Source organism: Allobosea sp. 10L422 (assembly GCF_056395345.1).
Genome location: NZ_JBFTJI010000028.1, coordinates 1 through 12,553, shown reverse-complemented (window position 1 = coordinate 12,553; position 12,553 = coordinate 1). Strand labels below are relative to the sequence as shown.

At 61.0% G+C, this 12,553-nt stretch carries 11 protein-coding genes and 3 pseudogenes; 6 read left to right on the top strand and 8 right to left on the bottom strand.

Annotated elements, in window-relative coordinates; all coding sequences use genetic code 11:
* A partial coding sequence (locus tag AC1DEZ_RS27570; protein ID WP_476781335.1) for a helix-turn-helix transcriptional regulator occupies positions 1-347 on the bottom strand: 347 nt, incomplete at its 3' end.
* A gap of 660 nt (positions 348-1,007) precedes the next feature.
* Between AC1DEZ_RS27570 and AC1DEZ_RS27565 the strand changes: the two genes are divergently transcribed.
* Positions 1,008-2,021 (top strand): hypothetical protein, encoded by a 1,014-nt coding sequence (locus tag AC1DEZ_RS27565; RefSeq protein ID WP_476781334.1) that lies wholly within the window; start codon positions 1,008-1,010, stop codon positions 2,019-2,021.
* Between the two features lie 402 nt (positions 2,022-2,423).
* Entirely contained in the window at positions 2,424-2,750 is a 327-nt protein-coding gene (locus AC1DEZ_RS27560) for a Ku protein (RefSeq protein ID WP_476781333.1), read from the top strand.
* Between the two features lie 248 nt (positions 2,751-2,998).
* On the opposite strand, the pseudogene AC1DEZ_RS27555 reads toward AC1DEZ_RS27560, so the two are convergent.
* From AC1DEZ_RS27555 to AC1DEZ_RS27535, 5 genes and pseudogenes are all read right to left on the bottom strand, one after another.
* A pseudogene (locus AC1DEZ_RS27555) lies at positions 2,999-4,412 on the bottom strand (DUF1254 domain-containing protein).
* Positions 4,413-4,756: 344 nt separating this feature from the next.
* On the bottom strand, positions 4,757-5,059 hold the full coding sequence (locus tag AC1DEZ_RS27550; RefSeq protein ID WP_476781332.1) for a hypothetical protein: 303 nt from the start codon (positions 5,057-5,059) through the stop codon (positions 4,757-4,759).
* A gap of 53 nt (positions 5,060-5,112) precedes the next feature.
* Positions 5,113-6,508, bottom strand: a pseudogene (locus AC1DEZ_RS27545) (FAD-dependent oxidoreductase).
* Between the two features lie 50 nt (positions 6,509-6,558).
* Entirely contained in the window at positions 6,559-6,873 is a 315-nt protein-coding gene (locus AC1DEZ_RS27540) for an ArsR/SmtB family transcription factor (RefSeq protein WP_476781336.1), read from the bottom strand.
* A gap of 220 nt (positions 6,874-7,093) precedes the next feature.
* The gene (locus AC1DEZ_RS27535) at positions 7,094-7,543 is read right to left on the bottom strand and encodes a helix-turn-helix transcriptional regulator (RefSeq protein WP_476781331.1); all 450 of its coding nucleotides are present in this window, start codon (positions 7,541-7,543) and stop codon (positions 7,094-7,096) included.
* A gap of 266 nt (positions 7,544-7,809) precedes the next feature.
* On the opposite strand from AC1DEZ_RS27535, the gene AC1DEZ_RS27530 reads away from it, so the two are divergent.
* The 4 genes and pseudogenes from AC1DEZ_RS27530 to AC1DEZ_RS27515 all read left to right on the top strand — a co-directional run.
* A complete protein-coding gene (locus AC1DEZ_RS27530) occupies positions 7,810-8,151 on the top strand; it encodes a DUF6634 family protein (RefSeq protein WP_476781330.1) in 342 nt (113 codons plus the stop codon).
* Between the two features lie 106 nt (positions 8,152-8,257).
* Positions 8,258-9,064, top strand: a complete 807-nt coding sequence (locus AC1DEZ_RS27525; protein WP_476781329.1) for a metallophosphoesterase — start codon at positions 8,258-8,260, stop codon at positions 9,062-9,064.
* A gap of 14 nt (positions 9,065-9,078) precedes the next feature.
* Positions 9,079-11,010, top strand: coding sequence for an AAA family ATPase (locus tag AC1DEZ_RS27520; protein ID WP_476781328.1), 1,932 nt, complete (start codon positions 9,079-9,081; stop codon positions 11,008-11,010).
* 466 nt (positions 11,011-11,476) lie between these two features.
* Positions 11,477-11,611, top strand: a pseudogene (locus tag AC1DEZ_RS27515) (DUF6538 domain-containing protein); the annotation flags it as partial.
* Here the strand turns inward: AC1DEZ_RS27515 and AC1DEZ_RS27510 are convergent.
* Both AC1DEZ_RS27510 and AC1DEZ_RS27505 read right to left on the bottom strand, forming a co-directional pair.
* Complete coding sequence (locus tag AC1DEZ_RS27510) at positions 11,612-11,932, bottom strand: hypothetical protein (RefSeq protein WP_476781337.1); 321 nt, start codon at positions 11,930-11,932, stop codon at positions 11,612-11,614.
* 18 nt (positions 11,933-11,950) lie between these two features.
* The coding region (locus AC1DEZ_RS27505; RefSeq protein ID WP_476781327.1) for an SDR family NAD(P)-dependent oxidoreductase at positions 11,951-12,553 on the bottom strand (603 nt) is incomplete at its 5' end.

The following is a 12,553-nucleotide window of genomic DNA, read 5'->3' as shown; positions in this document are numbered from 1 at the left end:
GTCGTGCGGAGAAGCTCAATTGCCTTTTCAAAGCGCGCCGCTTCGACCAGTTGTGAGTAGGAGAGACCGGCAGCGGCAAGCTTGCGTTGGAGGCTTCTGATACTGAGCCCTGCTGTCTTCGCAATCTCGCTGATTACCGGGACGCGTTCGTCCATGTATGATGTCAGTGTCGATCTAAGAAAGCCGATTATTTCGGCGCCAATAGAACTGGCCTTGCCCTCGGAAATTTCCCACTGAACATGCGGCTGGAAAAAATTTGAAGTAATTTTTCTCATATTGCTCGCCTCCCCCAAGGCTACAAAATGATGCGCTTCGCCTAACATTAAAATCAATGAATATTGCAGCACAATGAATTCTGGGGAGCACGGGAAATCTCGCGCGTCCAGTAGCTGGCATGAGTTCGCTTGAAACGAGAAAGGGCCCGGCCCCCTTAACGCCTGTCGAGGCCGAGCAGGGTTTGCCGCGGTGGCCGGTTTTAATTTTGCTGATCTCGGGGCTGGCGTTTGCGGTGATCGCGTGGTTCGTAGCTGGACTGCTGGCCTACTGAGGCCGCGCAGGAGTCACGAGGATTTGGGGCCGACCTCGGCTAACTTTATCATCGCCAGCCAAGATGCCCGCGATTTCGAGTTCAAGCTCGATTAGAATTTTCCGGTATTCCTCTGCTATGGGCGCGGCATTCGGTTCAGTCTGCTGGGTCCATCGAACGTAGGCGCGCGAGGCCAGCTCATAGCCTTCATACAGGTCAATGCAGCGTTCTGTGGCCCTCTTGAGCTGTTCCCGCCGTTCGGGCCAGCGGAGCATCAATCGAGCTAGGCCTGCTTTTTGCTCTGGCGTCATGGCGCCTACCGAAATCCCCTGTCTAGGTTAGCCCGGCGTTGGGGGGCGTGATATTGTCCCTAGTGTCAAGTTGCTGTTCTCACTACGATTAATTGTTGCCACTGGGGGATGCGGGGTTCTATCGTAGGAAAGAAGCAGGTTTCGTATTTGCGTTCGCACAGGAGGTCACCGTGCAAACGTCGGGTTGCTTTGGTGATTTGACCGACCCGGATGGGGAAGCTGTAAGGTCGCAGCTTTCGCGCATCGTAGGAAGTGCTGATTTCACTGTTACTGCGCGTGTAAAGCACTTTCTACAGTACATTGTCGAAGAAAAACTTTCCGGGCAAGAGAAGCGACTAAAGGCCTTCACGATTGCGAATAAGGTATTTGGTCGGGGTGCGGATTTTGACGCCATGAACGATCCGGTTGTGCGGATCGAGGCCGGTCGACTCCGGCGCGCTCTGGAAAGATATTACCTTCTCGATGGAAAATACGACCCGGTAATTATTGAGGTCGCGAAGGGGAGCTATGTTCCCGCATTCCGCTGGCGTCTCATCGATCCGCCGGTGCTGGACGAAGCCGGGCCGCGGGAGACACCCCGCCAAAGCCGATCATCACGTACGGGATTGATGACCCGCCCCGGCGTACTGGCCTGCGGCCTATTGTGTGCAATAGCCCTGAACTTGGTCGTCGCCGTCTTGGCTACGCGAGAGCAACTGACGCCACAATTCCCGTTGTCCGATCAGGCGCTTGAGACGCTTGAGCCACAGGTGACTGTCAAGCCGTTCGTCAGTTTGTCATCCGCACCGGAAGGCGTGGCATTCGCGGCTGACTTGTCCGAGGAAGTGCTGACGAACCTCGCGAAGCAGAAGAACCTGCAGGTTTTTGCGGAAAATGGGCCGGTTAGTTCGGTGGCCGGTGACCGAGGCAGGCAAATTCCGCACCGGTACTTTGTTGAAGGCAGCATTCGCCAGGCAGCGGATAAGTGGCGTGTCAGCACGCGCCTGATCGACGCCCGTACGACTGCTGTGAAATGGGCCTACTCAGCAAACGGCGAACTGCGGACCGGATCAAACTTGGCGGCCGAGCTGGCCGATTTGATTACCCTTCAATTGGACACCGCTGCGGCGGCATCATGCGCATCGGCGCGCGCCGCAGGTCCTTCGAGACCACTGTCCGAGGTCGACGGCGGAGGGTGGCGTTGAGATCGGCATCGGAAAGCCCAATCTAGCACTTTTCGCCCTGTCACGCTTCAACGGGGCAGATTGCGGTCGTTCGTGGATCGTTCACGATTTCCAGCCATTCTCTCCGAGCGCCTTCGATGCGGCGTGGCGCCGAGCAGCCGTCTTCCCCCGATGGCGTGTGCGGCTCGGCGCCGTTTTTTCGCCTGGCCTCGCTATGCGGGGCCGGGCTTTCTGTCGCCGACTGCCGACCCCCGCAACAATCTGTCGCTTGGGAAGTTCTTTCCTAAGGCTGCTTCTTTGGTCGGAAGGAGCCTATTTTCCTTAACTTGGCCCGCCGGTCGTTCTGGCGGGCTCTTTCTTGCCGCTGGAACCTGCCAGCTCAGCATTGAATCGGGTGGTGTGTTGCGTCGGGAGTAGAGTGCCATGGTCGCGGCGCGTGCGAACTGGAAGGGCAACCTGAGATTCGGCGAGATCAGTTGTCCGGTGGCGCTCTATACCGGTGCAAGCACCGCGGAGCGCGTGTCGTTCAATATGATCAATCGCGCTACCGGGCATCGGCTACGACGTGAGTTCATCGACCCCGTCACCGGCGAGGCGGTTGACCGTGAACACCAGATCAAGGGCTTCGAATTCGAGAAAGACCATTACGTCGAGATCGAGTCCGACGAGATCGCCCAGGCCGTCCCCGAGAGCACCAAGATCCTCGCTGTTGCCGCCTTCACCCCTGCGGAAAAATCCGGCATTAGGTAGCAAAGACCACCCAGGCCTCAGTAAGTATCTGACTCGGAAGGATTTCCGCCTCCTTGGTGCGGCCGAGAATTTTGGTGAGGCGTGCCCGCCTCGCCCGGCATCTACCGGCTCCTGGAAGGTCGCCGGGATCTCGCCCCTGAGCAGACGTTCCGAAGGTCGCAGAAGGGTGGAATGCGGAAGTTCGCCCGAGCCCAGGCCATGAGGCGCTTTCGGGCGCCCCCGGCCACGGCACCGTATTCCCTGTGGGGTTACGAGACGCGTTGCAGTCCGGGCGGCTGCCAGGTTCCTTCGCCCGCTGGCAGCACCGAAGGCGGCGTTGTCTTCGGCCAGTAGAGCCGCATCACCAAGTAGATCGGCCCGTTCGGAGCAGGCAGCCAGTTGGCTTCCTTGTCGGCGCCCGGAGACTTGTTCTGGATGTAGAGCGTCAGCGATCCATCGGCGTTGGTCTTCATGGCCGGCAGCATGGGCGAGTTGATCAGATAGCGGTTGAGCGGGTTTTCGATCAGGAGTTGGGACTTGCCGTCATACATCGTCAGCGACCAGAACGAATTCACCGGTGGCAATTGTCCCGCCGGGAAGGTCAGCGTGTAATTGTGCTTGCTGCCGTCGAGCGTCTGGCCGTCGCTGTCGACGCGCGTGAACGGATAGGTCGCTTCTGCCGGGTCATTACCATAGATGCCGGCCTGCGCGGCGACGGCGCGCTTCAACCAGTCGCCATTATAGTGGGCGCTATCGCCGGGAAGACCGCTGAGCCGCCAGCCATTGATCGCCTTGCCGACACTGGCGACGGCCTCATCGACCTTCCGCTGGCCCTCCTTCATGCCAAGGCCGATCTCCAGCTTGTGTCTTGCCGGGTCCAACGCCGATGCGTGCCAGCTTGGCGCGTATCTCCCTCTCATTACCCTGCGCCGGCGCGAATTGCAGCGCGAAGTCGAGGTAATCGAGGAAGTTGGTCTTCACGAGTTCCTTATCGATCTTGGGGAAGTCGATGGTTGGCGCGGCCGGTGGTGGCGTCTGCTTCAGATAGGCCGAGAGCATCTGCGCCTTGTAGCCAGCCTGCACCTTCTTGACGTTGTCCAGATCATCCGGGCCGAAAAGCTGGGTGCGATAACCCGCAAGGGAAAATTGTGTGCTCGAACGAAAGACCTGCTTGATGCCCGCCGGGGTGTCGCCCTTCCAGTCGGGCCCGACCACCATGTAGTCGCCGGCCTCGCTCCCCGTGGCCCGGGTGCCGATATAGCCGTAATTGTAGGTATTCCCGTCGCAGAGCATGACCGAGTAGTAACGCTTCGGGTCGATCGCCGGCACCGAGAGCACCACCGGCTCCGCCCGCAAATCCATCCACACGAAGGAATAGGGCGTGTCGCTGTTTGGCGTGACGATGGCCGTATCTTTGTAGGTGAAGACGTTCGGTTCGTTCTTGATCTGATTGAACGGAGCCTTGAACTGCCCAGAACTCCGATCAATCGCGTATTCATACATGATGGCATAGTTCATCACGATAGGCAGGCCGTAGATGAATCCTGCCTCGGCGATGTCCTTGGCTTCAAACATGTCGGGCCATTCGGCCTTGTTCTGCGCAAAAACCGGGTTGGACTTCACTGTGGCGGCGGCGAATGCGGCCATCGCAGCCGAGCCAAGCAGATCGCGTTTCGTCAGCATCTGAAGACTTCCTTCCGGTTCGCAACTTGTGGTCAAACACGCGCAGACTGAGGTAACGCTACGCTATCTCGATGATCGACGACAATGCAGGAATGGTCGATCCAGCCATGCTTGCATGTCCGCCCTTGGTCATTCCGCGAGCTTGGTGAATTCCGCCTGTGCGGCAAAGCAGCAATCCGACAGCAAGACTACTCATTTTGTGCCAACCCTGCGGCATTCCGCGGCATCCAGTGCGCGGCCGAGATCCCGGTCGTCTCGGCCATATCCTGCACGGCGCGTCGGTAAGTCGAGGATAAGACGCTCCAGCGGGGCCAGCCGCGGCAGGGTTCGATCTCGACTGCCGGTCAGGCGATCAGCGCCGCACTCAACGCGACGGCCGAAAAGGCGTACACCTCAGTGTCGGTCTCGGTTTCAGCTACCGGAAGCACCGACCCGAGGGTCATCATCAGCCGGGTGCCGTAATGATCAATCAATCGCCCAGCAACGGGCGCGACCAGTCCGCCGATCAGCAGCCCGGCAGCGAACCCGCCATATGTCCACTCCGGGGACCAGCCGAAGCTTTCGGTCATCTTCGGAGCCAGTACGGCGAAGGCGTAGTACAGGCCGCCATAACCAGCGACCTGAGTGACGCCGAGCGCCGTGATCAACGCGAGACCGCGCCCTCCAGTGGGAGCGGGTATAGGTAGCGATAGGCTGGACATCAGGCTTCTGCCGTCTCACGGGTGGTTTCGCGGGAGCTGGACGAGCATCCGCATCCCGCCTTCCCGGATTGCTTGGCAGCCGCGTCATCGGCGCAGCAGGCATCGACGGCCGCTGGCGCGGGGCCTCCGCAGCAGCTCGATGTCGAAGCCGACGGCCCGCCGGGCGTCGCGCTGCAAACACCGGTCTCGGGCAAGACGAGTTCGACGCGCCGGGCCGCGACGTGATCGCCGGCGAGTTCTGCCACGATCGAGCGGACTTGTTCATGCCCCGTCGCGAGCAGGAAGGTCGGCGCTCGGCCATAGGACTTCATGCCGGCGATGTAGAAGCCCGGTTCCGGATGGGCGAGCTCGGCGACACCGTGCGGACGCACCGTTCCGCAGGAGTGGACGTTGGGATCGATCAGCGACGCCAGGCTTGGCGGACATTCGAGCGCGGGATCGAGCTCGACGCGCAACTCGCGCAGCAGAGCCAGTTCCGGGCGGAAACCGGTCGCGACGATGAGTTCGTCGACGGTGACGGCCTGCTTGCTTTCGTCGCTTGAGATCAGGCGCAGACCGGAGGCATCGCGCTCGATCTGTTCCAGCCGAAAGCCGGTGTGGGTCCTGATACGGCCTTGCTTGACGAGATCTGCGATCTGGAGACCGAGTTCGCCGCGGGCGGCGAGCTGGTCGGCGGCGGCGCCACCGAATGCCTTCGCCAGAATCGGACCCCGATAGAGCCAGGTGATCTTGGTTGCGGGATTCTCGGCCTGAAGCTCTGATAGCGCGATGAGGGTGCCGATGGCCGAATGGCCTCCGCCGAGCACCGCGACCTGTTTCCCGGCAACGCGATCGGGATTCCCCGGAGATGTTCGGCATCCCGTAGGCGATATGCTCGGTCGCTTCGATCTCGCCGATCGCCGGCAAACCGCCGACGCCAGCCGGGTTTGGCGAGAACCAGGTGCCGGATGCGTCGATGACGGCGTCGACGGCCAAGCTCGCGAGCGTACCCCGTCGCGATAGCGCACCAGCAGCGGCGCTGCCTCGCGGCCATCCGTCTTGACCTTGTCGTATCCCGCCCGGGAGACCGAGATCGCCTCGGCATTGAGCTTGATCCGATCCCGCAGTCGTTCGGCTAGAGGGGCGACGTACTGCGAAATCAGGTCACCGCCCGTCGGGAAACGATCCGGATCGGGGCGCGTCCAACCCGACGCCTCGAGGAGACGTTCAGCCGCCTTGTCGATGTTGAGGGCCCCGGGGCGAGAACATCGGAACATGAGCCCATTGCCGGATGGCATGTCCGGCCGCAGGACCGCGCTCCAAAACGATCGGGACGAGGCCGCGTTCCAGAGCATGGGCCGCCGCGGCGAGACCCACAGGGCCGGCCCCGATGATCGCGATCGTCGTGGTAGCCATCTTCGCATCTTCCCGTGAAACCGGAAATACTGAAATAGGGCCGAAAAAATTTATGCCGCAGTCTGCTCGGAGGCACACCCAGCGTCGGCGCAGCATTCGGCGATGAGGAACTGAACCAGTTCGTTCATGCGGTCGAAATTCGCCCGGCAGATCAGCGTGGTGCCATCGCGTTCCTGACTGACCAGGCCGACGATGATCAGCGCCTTCAGGTGGTGCGATAACGTGGACCCTGCGATCTCGAGGCGCTGCTGGCACTGACCCACGGACAAGCCGGGATGTCCCGCCCTCACCAGGAGGCGGTAGAGCGACAACCGGGTTGGGTTGCCGAGGGCCTCCAGCTTTGCTGCCGCGTCTTGCGTGATCATCATGATCGGAACCATGCGGCGGGCAGAACGGTGACTCAATCCGTATTTCCAAAAATACGGAAATATCGTTCAACCTTGAAACCCATGAGGCCCTTCAACTCCGTCAATCTTGAGGGCAGTCACGTCTAAAGCCGATGGGTTTCGCGGTAACCACTCGAGGCAAGCGCCCAGGCCAAGGTTTCCGAATCATAGGCTCCGACCGCCAACGTCGAGGTGTCGGTCACTCCGCAGCGGGTTGGGAGTCCGTGTCCGTGAGGGCCAAGGGTAGCCGAAAGCCTTCCCCCTTTTTAGCGCGGGCCTTGAGGAACTCCACGCCGCGATCCTCCAGCGCCTTTTGAACCATCGCGGCACCCTTCAGATATTGAGGGGATCGAGGATGGGTCTCGACTCGCCCAAGTGTCCGGCGGCTGATGCCGGCTTCCTCGGCCAGTTCTTCCGGGCTCAATCCGAGCGCAATTCTCGCCGCTTTCAATACGTTAGCGCCAGGGACCATGCGCATGGCATCGCACGCGAACGGCCCGGAATCCAGCTTGTCAACAATTGTCCGATATTGGCCTTCTATGTCCAATATCGGACATGTGTGGCCAAAATTGGCCAAATTCAGTAGACGGATTTTGGTCGGCCCGATAGGATTCAGCGAATCATCAAGGATCCGGAACGGGAAGGCCAAGCAATGGAAGCCGTTGTAATTGTGGGATTCGATCAGGGCGTCGGAAGGGCAATGGCCCGCTTGCCGACCGTCGGCCGGCCGGTTCGGGATGAGATTCGGGCGGCTGCATGTCCAAGCGTCGGCGGCCGAGGATGCTTCAACGCGCAGGATATCGAGGGAGCTCTTTCGAGACCGCCATTCTCGAACTCGTCACGTCGCCGCGAGGGCGACGGGCAGTTCGCTGGTCGAATTCCAGGAGGGTGGGTCCTCGCAGGAACGGCATTCCGATGGATCCAATAGATCTGGCTTGGTCGGACCGGCGGGCAGGGCTTGAACTTGAGATCGAGCGACTGACGCGGCTCGTGGCCGACTTGAAGACGTTCTGCGCCACCAAAGCCCCGGCCAGTTCGGAACTCACGATGGCGCCGATGCTTGATCGATGGCTGGTGACGTCAAGGCCCGCCTATTGCCTGGCTGGCGAGGTCTCCGGACATCCGCTGCTGGCGGGAGCAGGGCGTCGGGTCGTTACCTCCGACCTCGTTCTGATCGATGCAGAGCGCGGCTGGGCGAGGACGCGGTCTCGCTGGTATCGGCTCGGCACGCACATCAAGTCGGCGCCCGGCGGCTGAAGTTTCCGCTCAACGAAATCCGTCGAGGGAACCGAGAAAATCACCTCCGGCTTCCAACGTATCGTCGCGCGCGTTCCGCAGCCGACGCGGCCAATAGGAATGATGCATGCGTCTTCTCGTCCTATCCGACATCCATCTAGAATTCGGTTCCTTCGCACTTCCCGATGACATCGAGGATTTCGATGTCGCCGTATTCGCCGGCGATATTGGGCGACCGATCGCGGATGCGATTGCGTGGATCGATCGGCAACGGAGTGGCACGCTCAAGGGGCGGCCCGTCGTTTTCGTCCCGGGGAACCACGAATTCTATGGAGCGGAACTCGCCGAATCCCTGAGCACGGGAGAGATCTTGGCCCAGCGGGCCGGAATCCACATGTTGGCGCCCGGAATGGTGACCGTCGCCGATACGCGCTTCATCGGCTGCACGCTCTGGACCGATTACGCCCTGCTGGGAGACCCCAAAAGCGCGCGACAGGCGGCGCTCATGAGAATGAACGACCATCGCTTGATCGAGATCGTCGAAGACCAGCGAAGAATGCGTTTCCTGCCGACGCACGCTGCGGCGTTCCATGCGCTCGATCTGAACTTCATCGTCGAGCGCCTTCGGGAGCCTTTCGACGGGAACACGGTGGTGGTCACGCACCACGCTCCTCATCCAGGCTCCGTTCAACCACGGTACCGAGGTGATGCACTGTCGCCCGCTTTCGCCTCCGACCTCACCGACGTACTTGAACGTTACCGTCCCGAACTCTGGATCCACGGGCACGATCACGCTTCTCACGATTACTGGGTCGGTCAGACGCGTATCCTTTCCAACCAGGCCGGCTATCCGCGCCCCGGAGGAGGACACGAGAACCCCGCTCTCAATCCGCGCCTCGTCGTCGAACTCCCTCCATTTCGCAATTCTCGCTGACGGGACACAGGCCGATGAGGAAACGGAATGGTCGAGTCCTGCGGGATCGCGCCAACATTACCCGGAGCGTTGGGCGCCTTCTGGCCTACTGCGCGACGATCCGTGGTTGCCGGTCGTATCTGCGCCGCGGCGGCACCCTCGCGCTCGTCCTAATCGTCCCGGACGATGTCGACGTCGAGGACTATCGGCAGGCAGCGAACTTCGCGTTTTCGAAACCCAATCGGTTCGACGGCTTCGATTTCGGCGATGACGCGAAGATCGTGGTCGCTGCCGATCACTGGCGAAAGGAGCGAAAGGAGTCCGCTCTCGACGACCTGCTGAAGCACGACTGTCTCGTCATTCTTGCGAACGACGTGGCCGAGGTTTCGAATGCGATGATGGCTGCGGTCGACGACGTAGTGAGGTTGGACCGTCCTCAAGTCCGTCACCTCATGGGGGCCGGTCGTATTTGCCTTAAGCAGCGGATGAGCTTGCAGCAGGCGGAGGAGCTTGCCGCGATGCCTCTGGCTCTCGTCGGTTCGATGCTATGGCGCGGCCGGCCGGTGTCCCAATCTCTCGATCATATGAGGGAAGCTCTGAAGGACCGCAGCCCGGTCAAGGACCGGGAATTTCGGATCGAGAATCTGCATGGCCTTGGCGAAGTAGGGGATTGGGCGCGTGAACTCGTGCGAGATCTCCAGGATTGGCGAGAGGGAAAGATCGGCTGGGAGGACATAGATCACGGGATACTTGTCAGCGGTCCGACCGGAACCGGCAAGACAACCTTCGCAAAGGCGCTCGCGGCAAGCTGTGGCGTGCATCTTGTTCTAGCCTCGCTGGCGCGTTGGCAGGCGCACGGCCATCTCGGTGATTATCTCCGGGCGATGAGGGCGGCTTTCGACGAAGCGCGCAAGAATGCGCCGTCCATCATCTTCATCGACGAGATCGACGCCGCCGGCGACAGAGAGAAATTCAGCAACGAATACAATAGTCAGTACCACACACAGGCGGTTTCAGGCCTGCTTGAATGCATCGATGGCGCCGAACGGCGAGAGGGCGTGATCGTCGTCGGTGCGTGCAATTACCCGGAGAGGCTGGATGCCGCTCTTGTTCGGCCGGGACGCCTCGATCGTCATGTTCGTATCCCGCTCCCCGATGGCCCGGCGCGCGAGGGTATCATCCGCTGGCATCTGGCTGGGGCACTTCAAAGCGACGATCTCTCTGTCATTGCGGAGCGTACCGACGGCTGGAGCGGCGCTGCCTTGGAGCAACTCGTCCGCGACGCCCGTCGATCAGCGCGCCGGGCTCGACGGATGGTCTCCGTCTCCGATCTCGAGTCATCGCTTCCGTCGACGGTCTCGATTCCCGCCGCGATGTTGCGCCGTGCGGCCGTGCATGAGGCCGGGCACGTGATTGCGGCCGTCGCGTTGGAAAAGCCCTTCGAGTTTGCCGAGATCCGCGGACAGGTAGATTCCGCTGGCGAATATCAATCAATAGGTCGTGTTCGGGTCGGCAAGACGCAGGCCACCGAGATCACCGTCCAGAGCCTGCTCGGCGAGATATGTTTTCTGCTGGCCGGTATAGCTGCGGAAGAGGTCATCTTGGGCAGTCGCTCTGCTGGCGGCGGCGGAGCCCGGGGTAGCGATCTCCATCTGGCGACCCTGGTCGCGCTCCGGATCGAAGCGTCATACGGGCTCGGCGACGGGCTGGCTTTCCTGGCGGGTGACGGAGAGCCGGAGCTGCTTCGATTACTTCATACCTCACAAGCCGTTCGCGAGCGGGTCGAACTCGTTCTGGACGAGCAAATGGCGAGGGCGTGCTCGCTCGTACAGGACAACTGCGGCGCGGTAGGGCTCGCGGCGGAGCAATTGCTCGAAGGGAAGCGCCTCACAGGCGTTGATACGGTCGCGCTGTTCGCATGCGTCCGGCCACGGCCGGAGAGTATCCGACAATCCGCTGAAGCATAAATTCTGAGCGCGTCAGCACGATGTCAATGGCAGCACTCGAACGGATAGTTGCCGATCGTCGGTGCTCACCATTCAAGCATTGTACTGCACCCGGCGATTCACGCAGGAGTGGGCCGGCTACAGCGCTATTTGGGGGCGCGCCGGCCCACCCCCGCGTGAACCACCTAATCCCCTTTGCCCTTCAACCGAGCTTGGAGCGCCAAAAGGGTGGGGTGCAGTATGGCGGATGGCGGACTGGGTGCCCAAGAATGCGAATGCTGGCTTGATTGGTATGAGGTGATAGGTGTGAAGAGGGGGGCAAAAGGACGTCGCCCTCTCACGGCGAAAACAGGGGTTCGAGTCCCCTAGGGAGCGCCATTTCCGGCCGTAATCCACCAAAATCAAGGCCTTAGCTGTCCAGCGAGCTTGCTCGCTGCCGCTCCTTGCGGGACGTTTTGCATAACAAATTGCATAACACGGGCGGCGCATGTCGATTCCAAATTACGTTGCTCTGCGAAAGCGCACCTACCACTACGTTCGTCGGATACCGGATGAGCTTCAGGCCGCGTTCGGAAAAGAACGCATCCAAAGATCCTTGAAAACGAGCGATCAGGGCGAGGCACTACGCCTGGCTGGAATCGTGAATGCAGAGGTCGAGAAGCAATTCGCGGCGGCACGGCAGGAACCCAGGCCGGTCGTGGTTCTCATCGAGGGCCACGATTGGAGCATGAAGGATTGGGCGGACGTCGCGTTGTGGTTCGAGGCGCAGCTCTATCACGAGGACATGCTGCGTCGGCTGCCCAGGTTCACAGGCGCGATCCTCATCGACGAAGTGCGCAGGCCCAAGGACCACATGTCCGATCAGGCGACATTCCGTGCGCACCGTGATCGCTACATGCGCTTCTGGTCTGTGAAGGGAAAGGCTGCCGCCGGCTGCGGTCATCCAATGATGGTCTGCAACTCAGATCTGAACCTGGCCACCATCGACGAAGAGCTCGATGCCGTTGACGAAGCTCGCTTCATCGGAAGCAAGGAACAGAACGGCCTTGGCGATCTCCTCAGGCTGCCCGACCCTGCCCGCAGGGATCAGGCTGGCGAGATAATCCTTGGTGCCCTTCGCCTGCTCGCCACCACCGAAGAGCTCGTCGAGCCCTGCCGTCTCGGTCACGCCGGGGCTGATCGCGTTGACGCGGATGTGCCGATCCTTGAGATCGAGAATCCAGTTCCGGGCGAAGTTGCGTACCGCGGCTTTGGTGGCGGAATAGACGCTGAAAGCCGGCGTGCCGGAAATGCTGGTGGTTGAGCTGGTCAGGATAACGGAAGCCCCGTCCTTCAGTAGCGGCAGCGCCTTCTGGACGGTGAAGAGCACACCCTTCACATTGGTGTCGAAGGTGCGCTGGTAATGCTCTTCGGTGATCGCGCCGAGAGGCGCCATTTCGCCACCGCCCGCATTGGCGAAGACCACGTCGATCTGCGCGTGCTTCTGCTGGATGGCATCGTAAAGCCGATCGATGTCGGCGAGCTTCGACATGTCACCGCGGACGCCGGTGACCTTGCCCTTGCC